Raw genomic sequence first — 24,917 nt, 5'->3', positions numbered from 1 at the left:
AACAGAAAGAGGTCCTTCAATGAGACAAAATTTTGAAGAAGAATTAAATGACTTACACGTTCATTTTTCTGAAATGGGCATGATGGTAAATGAAGCTATCTACAAATCGGTAAAAGCGTTTGTCAATCATGACAAAGATTTAGCGCATGCTGTAATAGAGGACGATGATGCTATCAATAACAGAGAAGCAGAGCTGGAAAATAAATGTTTTGAACTGATTGCTTTACAACAACCTGTGACGAGCGATTTACGGAAAATCATTACAGTGATGAAAGCTAGCGCGGACTTAGAGCGGATGGGAGACCACGCAGTAAGTATTTCAAAATCGACTATTCGAGTGAAAGGCAACAAACGTGTTCCAGAAATAGAAGCAGATATTGCTGATTTAGCTGAAAAAGTAAAAGAAAGTGTCGAAGTCGTTTTAGAAGCCTATCTAAAATACGATGTAGAAAAAGCCGAAGAAATTGCTTTGAACGACAGAAAGATTGATAAAGCTGCTCATACGATCACTGGAAAAGCCATTGAGGATATGAAAAGGAATTCAGAGTTGGTGATTGGGGCTACAGATTACATTTTAGTAGCAGGTTATCTAGAGCGAATCGGGGACTATGTCACGAATATTTGTGAATGGATCATTTACCATGAAACAGGAAAAGTAGTAGAGCTGAATACCAAAAATAAAGGTATCTAAGAAATACATGATGGAATTCTGTGTTTTATATTAGTTATTGTAAAAAAACTAGAAATTTTTTCAACAGACAATATTTGAATATGCAATAAAAAAAGCGTTGAAGTTAGTGTAACTTCAACGCTTTTTTTGTATATTTTAATTTTATGTAAAGGTTTTCCATTCATTCCCTTTACATAAAATTTACAATAAGACTATATAAGATTTACAAAGTATCGGTATTATGGATTTGAGTTAATTTTATGTATACTATTTACATACTCTATTTAAAAAAAGGTAATCTCATGGGAGGTACATGATGAAACTTAAAAAATTCCGTGTTCTTTTGACTATAATGGCCGGTTTGGTGTTGACAGCATGTGGTGAAGTAGTGGACGAAGAGTCTATCACAGCTGTGGGTTCCTCAGCTTTACAGCCATTAGTAGAAGCAGCCGGTGAACAATACAGTGCAGAAAATTTAGGGAAATTTATTAATGTTCAAGGCGGTGGTAGCGGGACTGGGTTAAGCCAAATCGCTGCAGAAGCAGTAGATATTGGAAATTCAGATATTTTTGCGGAAGAAAGCGACGGAATCGATGAGACTAAATTAGTCGACCACCGTGTTGCCGTAGTAGGTATCACACCTATAGTGACACCTGGGACTGGAGTAACAAATGTGACACTTGAAGAGTTACAGGGGATTTTTACGGGAAAAATCACCAACTGGGAAGAATTAGGCGGAGTTGATCTTCCTATTACAGTCTTGAATCGTTCATCAGGAAGCGGGACAAGGGCAACCTTTGAAAAATGGGTACTTGGAGATGACTTGAAGAGTATTGTTTCTCAAGAACAAGAATCCAGCGGGACAGTTCGTCAGATCGTGGCCAACACTCCTGGAACGATTAGTTATGTGGCTTTTTCATACGTAAATGACGATGTCGAAGCTTTGTCTATTAATGGAATTGAACCATCAGATGAAAATGTCAGTACAAATGATTGGCTCATCTGGTCTTATGAGCACATGTATACGAATGGAGAGCCCACAGGTCTTACAAAGGATTTTCTAGAGTACATGTTGTCAGAAGATGTACAAGGCGGTTTGATTGAAACATTAGGGTATATTCCCATCAACAAAATGGAAGTAGAAAGGGATTTTGAAGGGAATACAACTCCTATAGAAAATCCATAATTCAAAAAAATCGATAGTTAAAATATATGAAAGAGACGATTGTTTGAAAGAACAGCGTCTTTCGTTGCGCATTAGGCGGATGAGTACAAGGAGGTTTTCTTTTTGGAAGAGACACAAAGTAAATTTACACAAAAATCTAAAAAACGTAAATTTGAGCAATTTGGACGGACTATTAGTTTTATTTGTATCGCTTTTATTGTATTAGTCGTGTTGTCTATTTTATATTTCGTAATTAGTAAAGGACTATCCACATTTACAACAAACGGGGTGTCCGTAATAGATTTTTTATTTGGTGATACGTGGCGTCCAGGTGAAGTAGGAGAAAATGGCACACCTTTAGTAGGGGCTTTGCCGATGATTTTAGGATCTTTTTATGTTACTTTGCTTTCAGCAGTATTAGCTACTCCTTTTGCGATTGCTGCAGCCATTTATATGATTGAGATTTCTCCTAAAAACGGAAAGAAAATCTTGCAACCTGTTATTGAATTATTGGTAGGAATTCCTTCCGTAGTATATGGTTTTATCGGTTTAACAGTTATCGTACCGTTTATCCGCAATATTTTTGGTGGAACTGGATTTGGTATCTTATCCGCTACAATGGTATTGTTCGTAATGATTTTGCCAACTGTTACTAGTATGGCTGTAGACGCCTTAAATGCAGTGCCAAGGCATTACCGCGAAGCATCCTTAGCAATGGGAGGAACACGCTGGCAAACGATCTATAAGGTCGTTTTACGCGCAGCTACACCTGGTCTGTTAACTGCTGTAGTATTTGGTATGGCACGTGCTTTTGGAGAAGCCTTAGCAGTTCAAATGGTTATTGGGAATGCTGCTCTTGTTCCAACTGACTTGATTACTCCAGCTTCGACTTTAACAAGTATTTTAACGATGAGCATGGGGAATACAGTTATGGGAACGTTAGAGAACAATGTATTATGGTCTCTAGCAACCATCCTCTTAGTCATGGCTTTATTCTTTAACATATTGACACGTTGGATCGGGAAGAAAGGGGCAATGAAAAAATGAATCCGAAGAAAGTAGATAAAATTGCTGTCGGCGTAATTTACGTAATGTCGGGAGTTATCGTACTGATTCTTGCTAGCTTATTACTATTCATTTTATGGCGAGGATTGCCTCAAATTTCATGGGAATTTTTAACTGCTCCTGCAAAATCTTTCCAAGTTGGTGGTGGAGTTGGAATCCAGTTATTTAATTCATTTTATTTATTGTTGCTAACGATGCTGATCAGTACGCCACTAGCTTTAGGTGCCGCTATTTATTTATCAGAATATGCGAAACAAAACTGGATGACAGATTTTGTGCGAACGGCTATTGAAGTGTTGAGTTCATTGCCGTCTGTAGTAGTAGGATTATTTGGTTTCTTGATTTTCGTTATCCAATTTGACTTTGGTTTTTCCATTCTTTCCGGAGCATTAGCTTTAACTATTTTTAACTTGCCCTTGTTAACTAGAACAATCGAAGATTCTTTACAAGCTATTCCAGCTACACAAAGAGAAGCGGGTCTAGCATTAGGTTTATCTCGTTGGGAAACAGTTACCAGAGTTATCTTGCCTGCAGCTTTACCGGGAATTATTACTGGTATGATTTTAGCTGCCGGACGTATTTTCGGAGAAGCAGCTGCGCTGATCTACACAGCAGGACAAAGTGCACCAGCACTCGATTTTACAAATTGGAACCCGCAATCTATCACTAGTCCGTTAAACATTTTCCGTCCCGCTGAAACATTAGCGGTTCATATCTGGAAAATCAATAGTGAAGGTGTCATGCCAGATGGAGCAGAAGTTTCAGCTGGAGCATCTGCAGTATTGATCATCGCCGTAATGCTCTTCAACCTAGTATCACGCTACCTAGGAAGAAAACTACAGAAAAAAGCCACATCCGCATAAACTTAGCATGTGGAGGTCGCTGCTCTGACTCGATAGGAAAATCTATTCTATTTTTAGAGGACGTCCTTTGTCCTCAAAAAATAGAATGATTTTACCAAGAGTCAAGCGACCGCAACTGACCTACAGCATGTGGAGAGGCCTTGGTAGAAAGCAGCTTTATCTAATTCTGACCCCCAGCAATGAAGGAGGACTTTTAAGATGAAAAGTCAATCAACTCAAGATACAAACATTATCACTCTAAAAGAAAATGCAAAGATAGCTCTTAAAACGAATGATCTACATGTTTGGTACGGAAACAACGAAGCCATTAAAGGTGTATCGTTAGAATTTGAAAAAAATAAAATTACTTCTTTGATAGGTCCAAGTGGGTGTGGAAAGTCAACTTATTTGAGATCCTTGAATAGAATGAATGATGAAATTGAAATTGCGAAAATATCTGGAGAAATTATTTATAAAGATGTAGATGTAAATGCACCGAATATTGATGTATTTGAAATGAGAAAAAATATTGGGATGGTTTTTCAGAGACCAAACCCATTCAGTAAATCCATTTATGAAAATATTGCATTTGCTTTAAAAAGACATGGAATCAGAGACAAAAACAAGTTAGATGAGATCGTGGAAACCAGTTTAAAACAAGCAGCCTTATGGGATCAAGTAAAAGATCAGTTGCACAAGAGTGCATTGGCTTTATCTGGTGGACAACAACAACGTTTATGTATTGCACGAGCTATCGCATTGAAACCAGACATCCTATTGCTAGATGAGCCTGCAAGTGCATTGGATCCTATTTCAACTGCTCAAGTAGAAGAAACTTTGCTGCAATTAAAAGAAGACTATACGATCATTATCGTGACGCATAATATGCAGCAAGCTTCACGTATCAGTGATTATACAGCATTCTTTTATTTAGGAAATGTATTGGAATATGATGATACACGAAAAGTATTTACACGTCCGAAAATTCAAAAAACAGAAGATTATGTTTCAGGTAATTTTGGTTAAGGAGGGACTACAAGTTGGTAATGAATGAAAAAATTATTGAGACGAACGATGTACACTTATATTATGGTAAGAATGAAGCCTTAAAAGGTATCACACTTGATTTCAATCCTAATGAAATTACTGCTCTTATTGGTCCTAGTGGGTGTGGAAAATCAACCTACTTAAGAACACTTAATCGAATGAATGACTTGATTCAAGATGTAACGATCACTGGACAAGTAAAATATAAAGGCAAAGATATTTATAGTCCCAAAATGGATACTGTAGAATTGAGAAAAAAAATTGGAATGGTATTCCAACAACCGAACCCATTTCCTTTCTCTGTTTTTGATAACGTAGCTTATGGACTTCGAATCAGCGGAATGAAAGACAAACAAAAAATCCAACATATTGTTGAAGAAAGTTTGAAAAAAGCTGCTGTTTGGGATGACGTAAAAGATAAGCTTCATGACAGTGCGTTAGCGTTATCTGGTGGACAACAGCAAAGAGTTTGTATCGCTCGAGTTATCGCCATTGAACCAGAAATTATCTTGCTGGATGAGCCGACGAGTGCATTAGACCCGGTTTCTAGTGGGAAAATTGAAAATATGTTGTTGGAACTAAAAGAAAATTATACGATGATCATGGTAACGCATAATATGCAACAAGCCTCTCGTATATCTGACAACACAGCCTTCTTCTTGCAGGGACACCTTATCGAACATGGTAAAACGAGACAGATTTTCACCAATCCAAATCAGCAAGAAACTGAAGATTACATTTCAGGACGTTTTGGTTAATAAGTATTAAAAGAGGTGGGAAATTTCCATCTCTTTTTTATATAATGAACAATATTCTGGGTCTTCATTCATTATACAATAGTAAATAATGGATTTTTTCCTCGTTTCAGTGCATAATGAAGTATATGAAAAGGGCTTTCTTAAATGTAATTTAAGAACTAAAAGAAATTATAAGATGAAGGTGATAGCAAATGAGACAGGTATTCGAAGAAGAACTAAATGATTTACACATACACTTTTTTCAAATGGGAAAAGCAGTACATGAAGCAATTGAAAAATCTGTAGAAGCTTTTATTAAACACGATAAAGATTTAGCACAAGAAGTAATCGATAATGACGTTCACATCAATCGCCTTGAAATCGAATTGGAAAAAGACTGTATTGAACTGATTGCGCTGCAACAACCAGTTACAACGGACCTTAGAAAAATCATTACGGTGATGAAAGCTACTTCCGACTTAGAAAGAATGGCTGATCACGCTGTGAGTATCTCTAAATCGACCATTCGTGTAAAAGGAACTAAAAGAGAATACGATATTGAAAAAGGGATTCAAGAAATGTCCGTGAAAGTATTGCATATTGTGCGTAAAGTATTAGATGCTTATGTCATTTTTGATGCGCAAGAAGCGAGAAAATTAGCTTCATTAGATGTAGAAGTGGATAGGATGGGGAAAGAACTTTACACTAAGTGTATCAAGTTCATGAAAGATGATCCTGAAATCGTATTAGGCGCTACAGACTACTTACGAGTAACGACTTATTTGGAGCGTATTGGAGATTATTCGACCAATATCAGTGAATGGATCGTTTACCTAGAAACAGGAAAAGTAGTAGAGTTGAATACTCAAAATCATTTAGATGATATTTAATAGCTAAAGATAAAATAGAGCAAAGGGAAAGATCGAGCAATATGCGATCTTTTCCTTTGCTTTTTGCAAAACATATGATAATATAAACATATGAATATCCGTACATATAAAAAGAAAAGGACGACAATTATGGAACCTAATAAAGAATTGCTGTTAAGTGAAGCAACGATCCAAAAAGTCAGTAAGATGCTTAAAGTTTTAAGTGATCCTACTAGAATTACCATTCTCTATCTTCTTGATGGGGGAGAACTGAATGTAGGAGCGATAGCCGAACAGTTAGATATGGAGCAATCGGCGGTATCGCATCAATTAAAAACATTAAAATCAGCTCGACTGGTAAAGTCCAGAAGAGAAGGGAAAAATATTATTTATAGTCAAATCGATGAGCATATCTATAAAATTCTAGAGCAAGTGATCCAGCATGCACAAGAATAAAGGGATTAAATGATGCAGAAAGTTGTAAGGAGGAAATCCGATGAAAAAGTATAGCCTTCAAGGGATGCACTGTGCAAACTGTGCGAAAAAACTGGAAGCAAGATTGCAACAATTACAACACGGAGAAAAAGTTCAGGTGAATTTTTCCGATAAGGCACTCTTTGTACCTGAAGATGTGGATGTAAATGCAGTAAAAAAAATCGTGAGCGCTGAAAAAATGTACCTGAATACCACTTTTGCTCCAACAAATGGAGAGGAATCCCATCATCACCACGATGAGAAAGGACATCACCATCACCATCATATGAACTCTGGTGAAAAAGCTTCCAAAAATATGCAGTTGGTTTTTGTATTGAATCTATTGTTCTCATTAGTTGAGTTTGTGTTTGGTTTTCTCTTTAATAGTGCTGCTATACTGTCAGATGCCGTGCATGATTTAGGAGATTCGCTTTCTATTGGTTTGGCATGGGGATTCCAAAAAATCTCTAACAAAGAAGCCAATGAAAAATACAGCTTCGGACACAGAAGATTTTCATTACTAGGTGCTCTAACGACTTCTATTGTACTGATGACTGGTTCTGTGTTGGTCGTTATCCACAGTGTTCCATTGCTGTTCAATCCAGAACCTGTTAACTCACAGGGGATGTTTTGGATGGCTATCATAGCTATTGCAATCAATGGATTTGCTACTTGGTTAATGGGTAAAGGGTCATCTGCAAATGAAAGAGTCCTTAGCTTGCACATGTTAGAAGATGTTCTGGGATGGGCAGGAGTATTGATCGTCAGTGTGGTATTAAGATATCAAGAATGGTACATTCTTGATCCGCTATTATCCATTGGGATCGCGCTTTTCATACTCAGCAGAACCATCCCCAACTTTTTAAATTCTGCGAATGTATTCCTAGAATCTGTTCCAGAAGGTGTAGACATACGTCAGTTAGATAAGAAAATCCTCGGTATCGACTACGTGCATGGTGTCTCTCATTTGCATATGTGGTCGATCGATGGCGAGGAGAATGCTTTTGCTGTGACAGTGTATGTGTCTACAGAAGACGTCAATGAATTCGAAAACATTCGAGAACAGATCCGATTAATGTTAACAGATAACAATGTGACTCATTCGACAATTGAAGTCGTAGTTGACATGGAAAATTTAATTCACTAAGACACAAGACTAGTTAGAAAATGCTCCTAACTAGTCTTGTATCCTTTTAGCCAGTGGATTCTTTGCAATGCTGTAAGAAGTATGCTAGTATAGAAAAAATTTACTGTTTTTAAGAAAGGGTGGTATACATGGGTATGCATCAATACATTAAGAGCTTGAGTGATTTAGAGAATATCATTCGTTTGTCGGGAAAATTTAAATTTGAAGAGCATTCTGTAGCTGCTCACTCTTTTAAAGTGACACAAATAGCGCAATTTTTAGGGACTGTTGAGGAACAAGCTGGAAATAAAATAGATTGGCGCTCTCTTTATGAAAAAGCATTGAATCATGATTATACAGAATTGTTTATCGGAGACATCAAAACACCTGTGAAGTATGCGGATCCTTCGTTAAGAGAAAAACTGGCGAATGTAGAAGAAAAAATGGCTAAGAATTTCATTGAGACCGTCATACCAGAAGAGTTTCAAAAAGCCTATATCAATCGAATGAAAGAAGGCAAAGATGAATCGTTGGAAGGCCAGATTTTAGCTGTAGCAGATAAAATCGATTTGCTGTATGAATCATTTGGAGAGATTCAAAAAGGGAATCCAGAACCTGTTTTTGATGAGATCTATGAAGAATCTTTAAGCACGATCGTTCAATACAATCATTTAGATTGTGTACAATATTTGATTAAAGAAATCTTGCCTGATCTGCTTAGTGGTGATTACATTAATCAGGCACAGATTCAAGTGATCTCTCAAAGAATCGTAGAAGGAATGGAAGAAAAAACAACTAAGTGAACAAATGTTCGATAATAAAAAGGAATTGTGATAAAATAGTAAAAGGATAGGATCCATAACATTGTCCTATTCTTTTGTTTCGCGTTAAAATAAAAATGATAACCATTAAACACTAAAAATAAAGGATGTAGAAAAATGCCGAATGATAAAATTGTTGTTCATGGTGCCCGTTCACACAACTTAAAAAATATCGATCTTACGATTCCACGCGATAAACTAGTCGTCTTTACCGGACTTTCTGGTTCTGGAAAAAGTTCATTAGCTTTTGACACTCTTTATGCAGAAGGGCAAAGACGCTATGTTGAAAGTCTGTCTTCTTATGCACGACAATTTTTAGGTCAAATGGACAAACCTGATGTGGACAGCATTGACGGGTTAAGTCCAGCCATTTCGATAGATCAAAAAACAACGAGCAACAATCCGCGTTCCACTGTAGGAACTGTTACGGAAGTAAATGATTACTTACGTTTATTATATGCTCGTGTAGGACATCCGATATGTCCAAATGATGGTACCGAAATCAGCAGTCAAACGATCGAACAGATGGTAGACCGATTGATGGAATACCCTGAAAAAACAAAAATCCAAATTTTAGGCCCTGTTATCTATGGCAAAAGAGGGCAACATAAAAAAGTCTTTGAGAAAATCAAAAGCGAAGGCTATGTACGCGTCAGAGTGGATAAAGAAATGTATGATATCTCCGATGATATCGAATTGGAAAAAAATAAAAAACATGATATTGATGTTATCATAGATAGAATTGTTATCAAAGAAAGCAACCGTTCGCGCTTATTTGAGTCGTTAGAAGCGGCTTTGACATTAGCAGATGGTTACGCAATAGCAGATATTATTGGACAAGAAGAAGTTCTCTTCAGTGAACATTATGCATGTCCTTACTGCGGCTTCACAGTTGGAGATCTTGAACCGCGTTTATTCTCTTTTAATGCTCCTTTTGGGGCTTGTTCAGAATGTGATGGTCTTGGAGCAAAACTAGAAGTAGACGTTGATTTAGTGATTCCCGACCGTTCACTTAGCTTAAACGAAGACGCCATTATTCCTTGGAAGCCCATTAGTTTTAATTATTATCCACAGTTATTAAAACAAGCTTGTAAAAAGTTCAAGATCGATATGGACAAACCATTTCAAGATTTACCAGCAGAACAACAGGATTTAGTGTTAAATGGGTCAAAAGGTAAATTGTTCCACTTCCATTATAAAAGCGATTTTGGCGGTGTGAGGGATACAGAAATGCCGTTTGAAGGAGTCTTAACGAATATCCATCGTCGTTACAATGAAACGAGCAGTGACTATACACGTGAGCAGATGCGTCAATACATGACTGAACTACCATGTCAAGTATGTGGCGGGAAACGGTTGAATGAGCAAGCTTTATCTGTAAAAATCAATGGGAAAAATATTGGAGAAGTGTGTGAATACCCTATTGAACATTCGGTTACGTTCTTTGACCAGTTAAAATTAAGCGAACAAGAAACCGCTATTGCTGAACCAATCGTTAAAGAGCTGCATGACCGATTAACATTCCTGAAAGATGTGGGGTTGAATTATCTGACGTTAGCTCGTACAGCTGGGACCTTATCAGGTGGAGAAGCTCAACGTATTCGATTAGCTACGCAAATTGGTTCTAACCTATCAGGTGTATTATACATTTTAGATGAGCCTTCCATTGGGTTGCATCAACGAGATAACGACCGCTTAATCGGTTCTTTGAAAAAAATGCGGGATTTGGGAAATACTCTGATCGTTGTAGAACACGATGAAGATACGATGCGGGCTGCGGATTATTTAGTAGATATTGGACCGGGAGCAGGTAACAATGGTGGGGAAATCATTGCAACAGGAACTCCGGAAGAAGTGGAGAAAAATAAAAACTCTTTAACAGGTGCTTATTTATCCGGAGAAAAATTTATTCCGGTACCCGCTGTCCGTCGTACAGAAGACAAGGGAGCCATTCGTATTATTGGAGCCCAAGAAAATAATTTGAAAAACTTGGATGTTGATTTTCCTCTGGGCCGTTTTGTAGTAGTGACAGGAGTCTCAGGTTCAGGAAAAAGTTCTTTGGTAAACACTATTTTGAAACGAGCTCTTAAACGAGAAATCAACCGAGCGAAAAAGAAACCCGGAAAATTCAAATCGATGTCTGGATATGAATCAATCGAAAAAATTGTAAGTATCGACCAAAGTCCGATTGGACGTACTCCTCGAAGCAATCCAGCCACATATACAAGTGTGTTTGACGATATCCGAGACTTATTCGCCAGTACCAATGAAGCGAAAATAAGAGGATACAAAAAAGGCCGTTTTAGTTTCAATGTAAAAGGCGGTCGCTGTGAAGCTTGTAAAGGTGACGGTATTTTGAAAATTGAAATGCATTTCTTGCCGGATGTATATGTTCCTTGTGAAGTGTGTCATGGTGCACGCTATAATTCTGAAACGCTTGAAGTCAAATACAAAGGAAAAAGCATCTCTGATGTATTGAACATGACGATTGACGATGCTGTAGTATTTTTTAAAGCAATTCCAAAAATCCATCGCAAATTGCAAACCATCGTGGATGTTGGACTGGGGTATGTTACTTTGGGACAATCTGCTACGACATTATCAGGTGGGGAAGCCCAACGGATGAAATTAGCCAGTGAACTGCATAAACGCTCAAATGGAAAAAATTTCTACATTCTGGATGAACCGACTACCGGATTGCATACAGATGACATCGCACGTTTATTGGAAGTTTTGGACAGATTAGTAGAAGCTGGAAATACTGTTCTTGTGATCGAACATAATCTCGATGTTATAAAAACAGGAGATTACGTGATCGATTTAGGTCCTGAAGGAGGAGAAGGCGGCGGTACTATCGTTGCTAAGGGAACACCTGAAGATGTGGCAGCCGTTAAAGAAAGCTACACTGGAAAATATTTAAAAGAAGTTTTAGAAAAAGTAAAATCTAAAAAATAAAAGTAATGAGTGCAAAAATTTAGAGACGAGACAGGTATAAATGCTACATCAGCATTTATACCTGTCTCGTCTCTGTTCATTTAGTTGTTCGCTTCTTCTGTTAGCGATAAAATGCCATCTTCAATACGATAGACACGATCGCAATATGAAAGCATTCGCTCGTCGTGTGTCACCATAATAGCCGCTTTATTGCGCGCTTTCACTTGTTTAGCTATTAAAGCTACAACTTCGTGAGCACGTTTAGTATCCAAATTAGCTGTAGGCTCATCGGCTAAAATAATATTTGGTCCATTCATAAAAGCTCTGGCGATAGCTGTTCGCTGTTTTTCTCCACCCGAAAGTTGATAGGGATATTTTTTCATCTTTTCACCTAGACCTAAATCAGTGAGTAAATCTTTTGCAGTTTGACGATGTTCGTCTGAAATAGCACCGGCCATTTTCTTTACGACCAATAATTGATCCATTACAGTCAGATAAGGCAATAAATTTGACGTTTGCAATATAAATCCGATTTGAGACAGACGTACTTTAGACAATTGTTTTTCTGAAAGTGTTGCGATATTCACGTCATTTACGATAACTTCCCCAGAAGTAGGTTGCAACAGAGCGCCTGCTATAGAGAGAAATGTACTTTTTCCAGAACCAGATGGTCCGATGATAGCAGCGAATTCTCCCGGTTCGATACTTAGTGAAACATTTTCTAAAGCAGTAGTAGCAAATTCACCTTCTTGGTAAATTTTTGTAACTTCTTTTAACGTTAATCCAGCCATTATTCAGCCCTCCCTAATGCAGTTAATGGGTCAATTTTAATAATCTTCCGTACCGAGAATAGAGAGCCGAACAAACTGATAGCTAATAATATCAAGCTATAATTGATTACTAAATGAGGCAGCAAATTAAATGGCATACCTTCTGGGAGTACCATGGCTGTCAAATATGTCAGCCCTATTCCGATTATAATACTAATACTAGAAAGCAAAAATACTTGAGCAATAACGGATCCAATCACAAAACCGTTGCTTGCACCAATAGCTTTTAATACTCCAAACTGATGAACCTTTTGAGTGGTCAATACATAGAAAAAGACAGCAATCACAACAGCAGAAATAAGAATAAGAAACCCGAGCATCATAGTAATGGTTGCATTCTCAGCTTGATAACCAGGAATGGCGTTCAAAGTCTCTTTTTTATTCGCTGCTTCAATGCCTTCTAGATTCTCAACCATTTCCTCGTTGTCCAGATTAGTTCCTTTTACAAAGACAGCGTTGATAGGATCTTTAACTCCCATATCTGAACCTGGAACAGCGTATTTGTATTCTCTAAACGTACTCATAGACATATACACTACAGGTAAATGATTTAAGGTTTCATTCTCTGCAAAGCCACTAATTTCCAACTCTATATCTGTACCAGCTATGGTAATGAGATCACCTATAGCGAATCCCTCATCTATCAATGTTTCATTCGCAATAACTTTATTGAGGTTTTCAGTGTCTAATCCATTACCAGCAATCACTTCTGGTTCTAAAAAACTTCCCACTTCAATACCGGTGAGCATTACGGAAGTTTTCTTATTGCTGTCATTAGTGGAATCTCCCAGAATAATGGATCCTGGGGTTGTGCCGATAGCAGCAGCATCTTCTACTCCGGGCAGCTGATTTGCCTCATTCACTAAGTCTTCCGATAAAACAGATTTTGTTAAACTGAATTCGGATTCGTCTTGAAAAAGGACTGTATCCATTTCAATGTACCGAATGGTTGCGGCACCTAGATCAGACAATCCATTTCCTAATCCCGATAAAATAAAGACCAGCCACGCAACCAATACAATAATAAAACCGATAAGTAAAAATCTGCCTTTTGAGAACCAAAGTTCTTTACGTGCTAAAAACATAATACACCTTCTTTTCTTTTTATAAGAGTCAGTATACACCAAAGTTACACTTGTGTCACTTTAAATACAGAAACTTATTCAGGCTCCTGTAAAATTCCATAAAACAGCATTTCTTTTATATAATTTGCCCGCGCTGTTGCACTTAATCTTGCTCGATTGGGCAATGTGATGCTATGAAAAAGCTGTTCAATAATAAACATAGATGGAATATCTGCTAATAAATAACCTTGATTTTGGCCTTCTTCTATCACTTTTTGGATAAAGGAAAAGAATATATTATGAAGTTGTTTGGCTCTCTGAACATTTGGTAGATTTTTATTTTCTTTTGTCCAGTTCTGGGTAGGAATCATATTCGAAATAGCATGGGTATCAGCATACTTAAAAATCAAATCGATCAGTTGAGAAATTTTTTCTTTAAAATCAGTTGACCATTCGATAGATTCAATATTTTTAACCATTTGTTCCATCTGATCATTTAAATACTCTTGTACTAATTCGTCTTTATTCCCATAATATTTATAGAGTGCAGCACGTGAGATATGCAATTGCTTTGAAAGAAGCATAAAAGAAAATTTTTCGTATCCTACTTCTAGTATTAAATTGTGAGTCGCCTGATATAATTCATCTTGAGTAAATTTTCTCTCGCGGACCATTTCGATTCCCCCTTTTTTCAAACTTAGTATAGCATGGATCAGAGTTTTTTTTCATCAAATTACAAAGCATAGTGTGATATCTCTTACGTATACTTTTAATTTTTTTACGAATGTCTTTATGGTAAAATAAAAGATGAAACGAAGACCTTTACAGCTAAGACTATGTAAGGCTTATAAAATCGTTCTTAAGTCCTATGACTTTTTTCCCTTAGTATTGCATAATACGTATATAGCAAAGAACTTGAATAACTTAGCGCATATGAAACATTCAGGTAGTCTGATGGAAAGCATAAGGAGGAAAATGAACATGAAAGAAAGAGAAAGAATTCTTGAGCTCGTTAAAGAAGGCATTATTTCAACTGAAGAAGCTTTATTGCTTTTAGAAAATATGGCTAAAAAAGAAGGTAAAGAAGCTGTCAAAAAAGACCAAACTTCTGCAACTGAAGCTGAAACAGTAACGGAACAGAAAGATGAATCGGCTATTGAACCAGAAGGATTTGATACAGAAGAAGCTTATGAGAACGGCAAAGAACGTTTAGAAGCTGAAAAAGAAAAAGATCGCGAACGATTGGAAACGATTTTAGAAGAATTGGCAAACAAAGCATCAGCTTACTCTGTACAATTAGATAAATTAAACAGTGAAATCAATGAAACAAAACGCAACAAAGATTTGTTAGATGAAAAATTGATGGTTCTTCAAACGATGGAAGACTTAGATGAATTAGCTCCTGAAAAAGAAGATGAAATGGATTCATTAGAAGGCGATATTGATGTTCTGGAAGCAGAACTAGATGAGTTGTATGAAGAACGTGAAGAGTTAGAAGAACGTATGAAAACAGTGAAGAAAAAACAGTGGAAAACGCAAACGAAACAAGTCTCTGAAAAATTTGAAATTCCAGACGAGTGGAAAGATACAGCACAAAAAACTTTTACAGATGTGAATGAAAAAGTTACTGAAGCCGGAACTCAATTTGGTAAATTTATCAAGACCAGCTTGTCTCAAGTCATGGATAACATGGAGTGGAAGGATGTTAATGTCCGTATGCCTGGATTGGTATCCACTAAATTCACACATGAATTCTATTATCCAGAAACAACGGCTACTATTATCAACCTAAAAGTAGCGAATGGAAATGTACAATTCAAATCTTGGGATAGTCAAGACATCAAAGTGGAAGCTGATATTAAATTATATGGCAAACAAGAAGCTGGCGTAGAACCTTTGGAAGCTTTTGAAAAAAGAAGCAAAGTAGAATTAACAGAAGAATCATTTACTTTCCACGTTCCAAATAAAAGCGTCCGAACAGACATCGTTGTCTACCTGCCTAAAAGAGCTTACGACCATACTGCTCTTAAATTGTTGAATGGCAATGTGAAGTTCGAAGCATTTGAAGGGAAAGACGTCTATGTGAAATCTACCAACGGATTATTGACGTTTGAAAAAACAACTGCAACAATGTTGGAAGCGGAAGGTGTTAATGGTTCAGTAGATGTCTTAGATAGTCAAATTCGCGACTTATTGGTTCGCAGTGTAAATGGCAACATTGCGATTCGAGGAAATTACAAGAGCAGCAACTTATCTACTGTAAATGGAACAGTCAAAGTAACTCTGACTGGTAAAGACATAACTCGTTTAGAAGCAACTTCTGTGAATGGAACAGCGAAAGTATCACTTCCAAAAACAAGCAGTGTTGAAGGCGAAGCAAAAACGAACTTTGGTTCCATTCAAAATCGCATGGGTGACATTGAAGTTCTGAAAGAAAAGAAAGACCACACTAACCGTTCATTGATCTTCAGAAGAGTTACCGAAGAAGCACCTATTTATTTGAAAATAGGAACTACTACTGGTAGTGTAATGCTTAAAGATGGCGAATAAAGCGAACGGATAGACTAAAAGACAAAACTTAAAGGCAAAGGAGTGGAAACCATTGAAAAAATTGTATAAATCAAAAGATGATCGTATGGTATCAGGTGTTATTGGAGGAATTGCAGAATATTTTGATATCGATTCAACATTATTGCGTTTGATCTATGCTGTAGCATTATTTGTTGGAATCGGGTCACCAGTATTATTGTATATTATTCTGGCTATTGTCATTCCAGAACCTAAAATTGACCGAAAAAGACCAGAACGCAATAACCCTAAAGGGTACTACAAAACAAATGCATCACGAAAAAGCTCTCCTAAAGAAGCTGAAAAAGTTGAAGATGATGACTGGAGTGACTTTTAGTGAAGTTTTGGCAAAGAATCATTGTTAATGCTTTAGTATTTCTAGCATTATCAGGTTTGCTTCAAGCAAACTTCTACGTTGGAAGTGTTTGGGTTGCGTTAGGAGCTAGTATAGTTCTAGCATTGTTAAACATGACGTTAAAACCGATACTGTTTATTCTGTCATTACCGATTACCATTATCAGTTTAGGTCTGTTTAGTATCGTGATCAATGCAGTCATGCTCAGCTTAACAGCAGCGATTATGGGGAATGGATTTTACTTTTCTTCATTCTGGACAACGATGCTTGTCGCGTTGATTTTATCTTTAGTCAATACATTCTTTAACAACCGTACAACAGTGAATATTTATCGAGATTAATTAAAAATAAGAAAAGATTTGGAGCAAATCTTTTCGGTAGCGACCCTCAAAAATTAGAGTAATATCTAATCTTTGGGGGTCTTTTTTTAGGGTAAATCGGCTCTTCGTCTTCTAATATGGATAAAGAAATTTCTACCGGCCTATGGGGTCGCTTATGGAAAGCCTTGAGCCAAAAATCATGTCTTAAGTCTGGATGTATCTGAAGTCAAAACAGATAAACAGTCGTACAATAAAATTTAACTTTTGAGACCAGCATCTCTCAAGCCTTTTTGGTATGTACTAAAGTTATTTTTTTATGAAATGGATACTATTCGGTCTTTATTAATCCAAGTCTATCGGTTGTATTTAAAACTCTTGCGGTTCTATTTTTGTAGTATACCTTTCAAGGTGTGTCGGAAAATGTTAAAATAGGTTATCTCAATGGAAAATATAAAATATGAATTTTTATACGAATTTGAAAAAATAGGAGGTTTAAAATATGACTAGAAGTGTTAAAGTTTCTGAATTAGTCAAAGATGTCTCACTTGAAATTATTGCTGGTCATGATTACTTAGATCGAGAAATAAAAATAAGCGATTTGTCTCGTCCTGCTTTAGAATTGACGGGGTATTTTAGTTATTATCCATCAGACCGCATTCAGTTGTTTGGACGGACTGAGATTTCATTTATGGAGAAAATGACGGATGACGAACGTCTGATCGTGATGCGTCGCATTTGTCATGAAGAAACACCAGCTCTATTAGTATCTAGAGGACTGGAGCCGCCGTGGGGGTTTATTCAAGCTGCAGAAGAAGCAAAGATTCCAGTCTTGAAATCTGAAAATCCGACCACAAGATTGTCGAGTAATGTTACGAATTACTTAGAAGATCGTATTGCCACTCGCTTATCTGTACATGGGGTATTGGTAGATATTTATGGGATGGGAGTTTTGATCACCGGAGACAGCGGGATTGGAAAAAGTGAGACAGCTTTAGAATTGATTCAAAGAGGGCACCGTTTAGTGGCTGATGATCGGGTTGATTTGTATATGTTAGATGAACATCGCATTGTTGGAGAACCACCTGAAGTGTTGGCGCATTTAATTGAAATCCGTGGTGTAGGGATTATTGATGTCATTAATTTATTTGGTGTAGGCTCTATTCGAACCAGTAAAACAGTCAATTTAGTAGTGGATTTAAAAATGTGGGATAAAGAAGTTCAATTTGACCGTTTAGGCAGTGCGGATGAAAATAATCGATACTTTAACGTGGACATCCCTAAAATATCTATACCGGTCCGTACAGGACGAAATTTAGCAATCATCATTGAAGTAGCTGCGAAGAACTTTAGAGCTAAACAAATGGGATACGATGCTATTGAAACTTTAAACAAGAATTTAGAGCAGTTGATCAAAAAAAATTCTGTCGTGAACGATGAAGACTAAAAAAAGATAAAAAACAGGTATAGCAGAGCTTATTTTTCGTGGATTCTTCCTTGGAAAATAATCTTCTTGCTGAATATGGAACAGTTGTGCAGACCAACTGAAAGTAAAAAGAATTACAAATGTCTAGAATGAAATGGAGAATAAATGATGAATGATGTGTACGAACCGCTGAATCCAATTGCTCTTAAACTAGGACCTTTAGAAATTCATTGGTATGGAGTAATCATCGCACTGGCAATATTTGTAGCGATTTTTCTAAGCATGAAAGAGGCTGAAAAAAGAGGGATAGAAGAAGACACAATTATTGATATGGCCCTTTGGACGATTCCAATTGCTTTTGTAGGTGCTAGATTGTACTACGTGCTCTTCGAAATAGGTTATTACCTAGAAAACCCTTCTCAGATTATCGCGATTTGGAATGGCGGAATTGCGATATATGGAGGTCTGATTGCTGGAGGACTGACCGTCTACTGGTTTACCAAAAAGAAAAATATCTCCCTTTGGCTGATGCTGGATATTTTAGCACCGCACGTTTTACTGGCACAAGCAATTGGTCGTTGGGGAAACTTTATGAACCAAGAAGCTCATGGCGGGGAAGTTACCAGAGGATTTTTAGAAAACCTGATGCTGCCGGAATTTATTATCAATCAAATGGAAATCAATGGAATTTATTACCACCCAACCTTTTTGTATGAGTCTTTATGGAGCTTAGTGGGATTTGTTGTGATCGTATTATTACGCAACCGCAAGCACTTATTGCTGCAAGGCGAAGTGGCTTTGAGCTATGCTATGTGGTATTCATTTGGTCGTTTCTTTATCGAAAATATGCGTACGGACAGCTTGTATATTCCTGGTACACCGATTCGAGTTTCGCAAATGTTGAGTGTAGTGATTTTCGCAGCGGCTTTGATCATTTGGATCTATCGTCGCCGAGATTATCCTAAAAAACCTTATTACACTGATGGAATACTGAAAGTGAAAAAATAGACTTAAAATGAAATGGACTGAATAAAAACGTGACTATTGAAACAGTATTATTTGACTTTGACGGAACATTAGCAGATTCGAATGCGTTGATCAATCAATCGCATTTGAGTGTATTAGAAGAGTATTTCCCTGGGGAATATACACTGGATAGTGTGCGCCAATTCAATGGCCCTTCATTAGAAACAACATATCAATTTTTGGGTGCAGAAAAAAGTGACGAGATGATTGCGAAATACAGAGAATACAATGCTGTTTATCATGATCAAATGATCCGCTTATTTGAAGGTGTAGCAGATACGTTAAAATTGTTGAAGCAAAAGGGGATTCGATTAGGAGTTGTTTCAACAAAAAGAAATGATGTACTTGAAAAAGGCATTAGTCACTTAAATCTAGAAGGCTTATTTGAAGTAGTGATCGGGGCAGAGGATTATACACATTTCAAACCGAATCCCGAACCTATTTATACGGCTATGGCGCAAATGAATTGCCTGCATCGGACCACAATGATGGTAGGGGATAACGGACACGATATTATGGCAGCTAAAAATGCGGGTATCTTTTCCGTTTTTGTGGGCTGGTCACAAAAGACAGCAGAAGAAATCGCCCCTTTTGAGCCGGATCTAACCGTTCAGTCAATGGAAGAATTAGCAGATTTTATACTAAAAGATGGGGTTTCAACACTGGTAAAGGAAGAGATTAATTAATGAGTAAAAAACAAATCATCACCGTATTGGGAGCTGGTTCTTGGGGAACTGCTTTAGCAATGGTTTTATCAGATAATGGACACGAGACTCGTTTATGGAGCCACAAAAAAGAACAAGCAGATGAAATCAATCAGTACCATACCAATCACCATTATCTACCAGGAAAAAGTCTGCCCGAAAATTTAATAGGGTACTACGACCTAGAGGCAGCTGTAAAGAATGCTGATGGTATAGTCTTTGTGGTCCCAACAAAAGCCATGCGACAAGTTGCTCAAGATGCGGCGCCTTTTTTAAAAGAAAATACGATTATTATTCACGCTAGTAAAGGTCTGGAACAAGAAACACATAAACGGATTTCTGAAATACTGGCTGAAGAAATTCCTGAAGCCAAAAGAAAAGGTATCGTGGCATTGTCTGGACCAAGCCATGCAGAAGAAGTAGCAGTTAAAGATCTAACAACTATTACCGCTGCATCTAATCCAGTGACTGGTGCCGAATATGTGCAAAAGCTATTCATGAATGAGTATTTCCGAGTTTATTCGAACCCCGATATCATAGGAGTAGAACTTGGTGGAGCATTGAAGAACATTATTGCTGTAGGAGCAGGAGCTTTAGTGGGAATCGGTTATGGAGACAATGCTAAAGCAGCTCTCATGACGAGAGGCTTAGCTGAAATTACACGTCTAGGGGTTTCTTTTGGTGCAGATCCGTTAACTTTCTTAGGATTGAGCGGAGTGGGCGATTTGATTGTAACGTGTACCAGTATCCATTCTCGTAACTGGCGTGCTGGAAAGTTATTGGGCGAAGGAAAAGACGTAGACGATATATTGGAAAATATGGGAATGATCGTTGAAGGAGTATCCACGACAAAAGCAGCGTACGAATTAGCTGCACAAAAAAATGTCGAACTGCCGATCACGACAGCCATCTATGAAGTGTTGTATAATAAAGCTGATGTAAAAGAAGTTATCAAAGAGTTGATGAACCGTGTTGGAAAAAACGAAACAAATTAAGTAAATGGAGGAGGAAAACAGCATGCAGAAAGTGAGAAAAGCCGTTATCCCAGCTGCTGGGTTAGGGACAAGGTTTTTACCTGCAACAAAAGCAATGGCAAAAGAAATGTTGCCGATTGTAGATAAACCAACGATTCAATTTATTGTTGAAGAAGCGATCAATTCAGGTATTGAAGATATCTTGATTATTACGGGCAAAAGCAAACGTCCTATTGAAGATCATTTCGACTCTAATATTGAGTTGGAAGAAAATTTGCGGGAAAAAGAAAAATTTGAATTATTGAAAATAGTTGAAGAAACTATCGGGTTAAACTTGTTTTTCGTCCGACAATCTTATCCTAAGGGTTTAGGAGACGCTGTGCTTCATGCTAAAGCCTTTGTTGGAAACGAACCTTTTGTAGTGATGTTAGGTGATGATATCATGGAAGATGAAGTTCCATTAACTAAACAATTGATTGATCAATATGAAAAAACACATGCGTCTAATATAGCTGTGATGAAAGTTCCTCATGAAGATACGTCGAAATATGGAATTATTGATCCAGAAGCACAAATTGAAGAAGGTTTGTACAATGTTAAACGATTTGTGGAGAAACCAGATCCTAAAGATGCACCAAGCGATTTAGCGATTATTGGACGTTACTTATTGACACCGGAAATTTTTGAGCTATTGGAAAATCAAAAACCTGGAGCTGGTAATGAGATCCAATTGACAGATGCAATCGATAATTTAAACAAAACGCAACGCGTTTTTGCTCATGAGTTTAAAGGTGAGCGTTATGACGTTGGAGATAAATTTGGTTTTATGAAAACCAGTATTCAATATGGGCTAAGACATGAACAAATCAAAGATGATTTGCGAGCTTATATTAAAGATTTGGCTACAGAATTAGAGGCTGAAGACAATGAAAAAGCCATTGAAGAAATTGAAGAAGTGGTGAAAGAAAAAGTCGAAGAGAAGAAAGAAGAACTAAAAGAAAACAAAGAAAATTAAATAAGTTTACTGTAAAAGAGATGAGTTTTCCGCTCATCTCTTTTGCGTGAACAAAAGCTGTGCAGCAGATTGAACTTGTGTTGAAAAGCGAGGACATCTATCAAATATAGTGGGATTGTGCTATAATAGATGTTAATATAAAAATGATTCGAGTGTAAAAATACTCTAAATTGACAAGGATAGCGTTCTTTTTTAAGGATGTATAAACGGAGCAACAGAGAGGAGTAGAACGATGTCTAATAAAAATGGTCAAGCAGAAATCATTAAAATAAATCCCAATGCTGATTTTTATTTCAATAGAGCTTGGGAAGCGTTTGATAAAAATAACTTAGAACATTCATTAAAATATTTTCAACGAGCTACTTCTCTTGCGGATAATGATGTAGATAGAGAGTTCGGACAATGCCAAACAGCATTGATTTATCAACATCTTGGACATTTTCAAAAATCCTGTGATCTGATCGATGAATTGATCCAAAAAGGCAGTGAAAATTATCCAGAAGTTCATTATTTTCAAGCCAATAATTATGCTTTTTTAGGAGATTATGGCAAAGCTTTAAAGTGTACGCAAATGTATTTGTATTTGGTGCCTACAGGTGAATATAAAGAAGAGGCTGAAGAATTTCAAAAGGATTTGGAAGAAGAATTGAACATTTAATGACGGCACAATCAATTGACTTCTAAAAAGTAAGCAAAATTCTAGTGTTTTCTGGTTATTTTAGTTACAGTAAAAAAAGAGAATTTGATAAATAGGGAGAATGAGCTATGGAATTAACAAAAATTGAAAAGATTTATGATGTCATCATTATTGGAGCTGGTCCAGGAGGGATGACAGCTGCGCTATATGCGTCTCGTTCCAATTTAGATACATTGATATTAGAACGTGGAATTCCTGGTGGACAATTGAACAATACAGCAGAAATTGAAAACTACCCTGGTTTCAATAGTATTTTAGGACCTGATTTGTCCAATAAAATGTTTGAAAGTGCTAAACAATTTGGTGCTGAATATGCTTATGGTGATGTAAAAGAAGTGACGAACGGAAAAGAATACAAAACAATCGTTGCTGGTAAGAAAGAGTACAAAACTCGTGCAATTATCATTGCTACAGGAGCAGAACATCGTAAACTGGGTGTAGACGGCGAAACAGAATACAATGGTCGTGGAGTGTCTTATTGTGCTGTGTGTGATGGAGCATTTTTCCGAAACAAACATTTAGTAGTGGTTGGTGGAGGAGATTCAGCAGTTGAGGAAGGAACGTATTTAACTCAATTCGCAGATAAAGTAACGATTATTCATCGTCGTAATGAATTGCGTGCGCAAAAGATTTTACAAGATCGTGCTTTTAAAAATGATAAAGTTGAGTTTATCTGGGATTCTACCGTAGAAGAAGTCTATGGGGATGATATGAAAGTTACAGGTGTAAAAATAAAAAATGTTCATACCGGAGAAGTGATGGACTTCATGGCAGATGGTACATTTGTCTATGTTGGCTTGATTCCAAACTCTGAAAAGTTCCGTGCATTAGGTATCACGGATGAAGAAGGTTGGATCGAAACAGATGAAAGAATGGAAACAAGAGTTCCAGGTATTTTCGCTGTTGGGGATGTTCGTAAAACGCCATTGCGTCAAGTGGCAACAGCTGTTGGTGATGGAAGTTTGGCAGGTCAACAAGCCTTCAATTATGTGGAAGAATTAAAAGATTCAGTTGAATCTGAAAAAGTAAGTGGCTAATAAAAAAGGATGTCAGCTTGAGAAATCGAGCTGGCATCCTTTTTTATGGATCACTAGAATAATAGTTGCAAAATCCGCTGTATTAGCATTTGGTTCATTAGAGGAGTACAATAATTGTAGAGATTTCTTTAGTAGAAGTTTTTTGATAACGTACAAGAGTAGGACTTAATGATAAGGTCTAACAAACAAAATATTGGAGGGACATAAATGAAATAGTTTACAGAAGAAGAAAAAATCAAGATTCTCTCTGACATTGTAGCAATCAAATCGGTCAACCAAAATGAAATCGAAGTGGCCAATTACTTAAAAGATTTATTTGCTGAACACGGGATTAAAACTAAAATTGTTCCAGTTACTGAGACTCGTGTGAATTTAGTAGCGGAAATAGGAAGCGGAAAACCAGTCATTGGTGTATCTGGACATATGGATGTTGTCTCTCCTGGTGATGAAAGTGAATGGTCTTCAGATCCATTTACTTTGACAGAACGAGACGGAAACTTATATGGACGCGGATCAAATGACATGAAGTCAGGTTTAGTAAATCTTGCTTTAGTGTTGATCGAGCTCAAAGAAAGTAACGAGTTAACAAATGGAACCGTACGTCTTATGGCAACAACAGGTGAAGAAGTTGGCGGAGCAGGTTCTAAGAAATTGTATGAAGAAGGCTATATGAATGATGTAGATTATCTATGGGTAGCTGAACCATCTCAAGATACGATTATTTACTCACATAAAGGGTCATTAAACTTACGCGTCACTTCAATTGGTGAAGCGGCACATAGTTCTATGCCTGACCAAGGTTACAATGCGATTAATGCATTGATGGAATACTTGTTAGATATGGATAACAAGCTTAACAATGATGAACGGACAAATGAAGTGCTGAATAAATTAGTGAGCAGCACAACCATTTTCAATGGTGGGAATCAAGTAAACTCCATTCCGGACAAAGCTGTAGCAGAAATCAACGTACGTACGATTCCTGAATTTAACAATGATGAAGTTATTGAATTATTCAATACAACAGCTCACTAGTGTTGCATGAAACATAATATGTTTCACAATGTTATGTATCCTATTCCAATATGCAAAAAAGTCCTTTATACTGAACTTGGATGACTTATCCAAGACCAATAAAAAGGACCCAACTTATG

The 24,917-nt window shown here is 37.0% G+C and carries 24 protein-coding genes and 1 pseudogene; 22 read left to right on the top strand and 3 right to left on the bottom strand.

Annotation, left to right across the window (positions count from 1 at the left end):
* Positions 1–19 precede the first annotated feature (19 nt).
* From phoU (ACEN4I_RS08265) to uvrA, 11 genes are all read left to right on the top strand, one after another.
* On the top strand, positions 20–691 hold the full coding sequence (phoU, locus tag ACEN4I_RS08265; RefSeq protein WP_407095871.1) for a phosphate signaling complex protein PhoU: 672 nt from the start codon (positions 20–22) through the stop codon (positions 689–691).
* Between the two features lie 295 nt (positions 692–986).
* A complete protein-coding gene (locus ACEN4I_RS08260) occupies positions 987–1,856 on the top strand; it encodes a phosphate ABC transporter substrate-binding protein PstS family protein (protein WP_407095872.1) in 870 nt (289 codons plus the stop codon).
* A gap of 102 nt (positions 1,857–1,958) precedes the next feature.
* Entirely contained in the window at positions 1,959–2,882 is a 924-nt protein-coding gene (gene pstC / locus ACEN4I_RS08255; RefSeq protein ID WP_407102722.1) for a phosphate ABC transporter permease subunit PstC, read from the top strand.
* Positions 2,879–3,763, top strand: coding sequence for a phosphate ABC transporter permease PstA (gene pstA / locus ACEN4I_RS08250; protein ID WP_407102723.1), 885 nt, complete (start codon positions 2,879–2,881; stop codon positions 3,761–3,763). The genes pstC and pstA overlap by 4 nt, the downstream gene beginning before the upstream one ends.
* Positions 3,764–3,961: 198 nt before the next feature.
* Positions 3,962–4,768 carry a phosphate ABC transporter ATP-binding protein PstB gene (pstB, locus tag ACEN4I_RS08245; RefSeq protein WP_407102724.1) on the top strand — a complete coding sequence of 269 codons (807 nt, stop codon included), beginning with the start codon at positions 3,962–3,964 and terminating at the stop codon, positions 4,766–4,768.
* A 20-nt stretch (positions 4,769–4,788) separates the two neighbouring features.
* A complete protein-coding gene (gene pstB / locus ACEN4I_RS08240; RefSeq protein ID WP_407102738.1) occupies positions 4,789–5,547 on the top strand; it encodes a phosphate ABC transporter ATP-binding protein PstB in 759 nt (252 codons plus the stop codon).
* A 191-nt stretch (positions 5,548–5,738) separates the two neighbouring features.
* Complete coding sequence (phoU, locus tag ACEN4I_RS08235) at positions 5,739–6,416, top strand: phosphate signaling complex protein PhoU (RefSeq protein ID WP_407095875.1); 678 nt, start codon at positions 5,739–5,741, stop codon at positions 6,414–6,416.
* 129 nt (positions 6,417–6,545) lie between these two features.
* Positions 6,546–6,851: an ArsR/SmtB family transcription factor gene (locus tag ACEN4I_RS08230; protein ID WP_407102725.1), complete on the top strand. Its 306-nt coding sequence runs from the start codon at positions 6,546–6,548 to the stop codon at positions 6,849–6,851.
* Between the two features lie 40 nt (positions 6,852–6,891).
* A complete protein-coding gene (locus ACEN4I_RS08225; protein ID WP_407095877.1) occupies positions 6,892–8,016 on the top strand; it encodes a cation diffusion facilitator family transporter in 1,125 nt (374 codons plus the stop codon).
* A gap of 128 nt (positions 8,017–8,144) precedes the next feature.
* Entirely contained in the window at positions 8,145–8,798 is a 654-nt protein-coding gene (locus tag ACEN4I_RS08220) for an HD domain-containing protein (RefSeq protein ID WP_407102726.1), read from the top strand.
* A gap of 135 nt (positions 8,799–8,933) precedes the next feature.
* Entirely contained in the window at positions 8,934–11,771 is a 2,838-nt protein-coding gene (gene uvrA, locus ACEN4I_RS08215; RefSeq protein WP_407102727.1) for an excinuclease ABC subunit UvrA, read from the top strand.
* Between the two features lie 80 nt (positions 11,772–11,851).
* Here uvrA and ACEN4I_RS08210 read toward each other — a convergent pair whose 3' ends face one another.
* The 3 genes from ACEN4I_RS08210 to ACEN4I_RS08200 form a co-directional block, all read right to left on the bottom strand.
* Positions 11,852–12,541, bottom strand: a complete 690-nt coding sequence (locus tag ACEN4I_RS08210) for an ABC transporter ATP-binding protein (RefSeq protein WP_407102729.1) — start codon at positions 12,539–12,541, stop codon at positions 11,852–11,854.
* Positions 12,541–13,665 carry an ABC transporter permease gene (locus ACEN4I_RS08205; protein WP_407102731.1) on the bottom strand — a complete coding sequence of 375 codons (1,125 nt, stop codon included), beginning with the start codon at positions 13,663–13,665 and terminating at the stop codon, positions 12,541–12,543. The genes ACEN4I_RS08210 and ACEN4I_RS08205 overlap by 1 nt, the downstream gene beginning before the upstream one ends.
* Before the next feature lie 74 nt (positions 13,666–13,739).
* Complete coding sequence (locus ACEN4I_RS08200) at positions 13,740–14,318, bottom strand: TetR/AcrR family transcriptional regulator (RefSeq protein WP_407127706.1); 579 nt, start codon at positions 14,316–14,318, stop codon at positions 13,740–13,742.
* A gap of 307 nt (positions 14,319–14,625) precedes the next feature.
* Here ACEN4I_RS08200 and liaX point away from each other — a divergent pair, with 307 nt between their 5' ends.
* The 11 genes and pseudogenes from liaX to ACEN4I_RS08145 all read left to right on the top strand — a co-directional run.
* Positions 14,626–16,194, top strand: a complete 1,569-nt coding sequence (gene liaX / locus ACEN4I_RS08195) for a daptomycin-sensing surface protein LiaX (RefSeq protein ID WP_407102734.1) — start codon at positions 14,626–14,628, stop codon at positions 16,192–16,194.
* A gap of 52 nt (positions 16,195–16,246) precedes the next feature.
* Complete coding sequence (locus tag ACEN4I_RS08190) at positions 16,247–16,549, top strand: PspC domain-containing protein (RefSeq protein WP_407095881.1); 303 nt, start codon at positions 16,247–16,249, stop codon at positions 16,547–16,549.
* The gene (locus ACEN4I_RS08185) at positions 16,549–16,908 is read left to right on the top strand and encodes a phage holin family protein (protein WP_407095882.1); all 360 of its coding nucleotides are present in this window, start codon (positions 16,549–16,551) and stop codon (positions 16,906–16,908) included. The genes ACEN4I_RS08190 and ACEN4I_RS08185 overlap by 1 nt, the downstream gene beginning before the upstream one ends.
* Before the next feature lie 478 nt (positions 16,909–17,386).
* A complete protein-coding gene (gene hprK, locus ACEN4I_RS08180; RefSeq protein WP_407095883.1) occupies positions 17,387–18,331 on the top strand; it encodes an HPr(Ser) kinase/phosphatase in 945 nt (314 codons plus the stop codon).
* 147 nt (positions 18,332–18,478) lie between these two features.
* The gene (gene lgt / locus ACEN4I_RS08175; protein ID WP_407095884.1) at positions 18,479–19,318 is read left to right on the top strand and encodes a prolipoprotein diacylglyceryl transferase; all 840 of its coding nucleotides are present in this window, start codon (positions 18,479–18,481) and stop codon (positions 19,316–19,318) included.
* Positions 19,319–19,347: 29 nt separating this feature from the next.
* Entirely contained in the window at positions 19,348–20,022 is a 675-nt protein-coding gene (gene ppaX, locus ACEN4I_RS08170) for a pyrophosphatase PpaX (protein ID WP_407095885.1), read from the top strand.
* On the top strand, positions 20,022–21,035 hold the full coding sequence (locus ACEN4I_RS08165) for an NAD(P)H-dependent glycerol-3-phosphate dehydrogenase (protein WP_407102735.1): 1,014 nt from the start codon (positions 20,022–20,024) through the stop codon (positions 21,033–21,035). The genes ppaX and ACEN4I_RS08165 overlap by 1 nt, the downstream gene beginning before the upstream one ends.
* 22 nt (positions 21,036–21,057) lie before the next feature.
* Positions 21,058–22,029 carry a UTP--glucose-1-phosphate uridylyltransferase GalU gene (galU, locus tag ACEN4I_RS08160; RefSeq protein ID WP_407095887.1) on the top strand — a complete coding sequence of 324 codons (972 nt, stop codon included), beginning with the start codon at positions 21,058–21,060 and terminating at the stop codon, positions 22,027–22,029.
* A 232-nt stretch (positions 22,030–22,261) separates the two neighbouring features.
* Positions 22,262–22,687 carry a tetratricopeptide repeat protein gene (locus ACEN4I_RS08155; RefSeq protein ID WP_407095888.1) on the top strand — a complete coding sequence of 142 codons (426 nt, stop codon included), beginning with the start codon at positions 22,262–22,264 and terminating at the stop codon, positions 22,685–22,687.
* 107 nt (positions 22,688–22,794) lie between these two features.
* A complete protein-coding gene (gene trxB / locus ACEN4I_RS08150) occupies positions 22,795–23,763 on the top strand; it encodes a thioredoxin-disulfide reductase (protein ID WP_407102736.1) in 969 nt (322 codons plus the stop codon).
* A gap of 231 nt (positions 23,764–23,994) precedes the next feature.
* A pseudogene (locus ACEN4I_RS08145) lies at positions 23,995–24,798 on the top strand (ArgE/DapE family deacylase); the annotation flags it as partial.
* Between the last annotated feature and the right edge of the window lie 119 nt (positions 24,799–24,917).

The organism is Desemzia sp. FAM 23990 (assembly GCF_045528485.1).
Classification (GTDB): Bacteria; Bacillota; Bacilli; order Lactobacillales; family Carnobacteriaceae; genus Desemzia.
The sequence above is the reverse complement of the archived record's forward strand: the minus strand, read 5'-3'. Positions and strand labels throughout refer to the sequence as shown.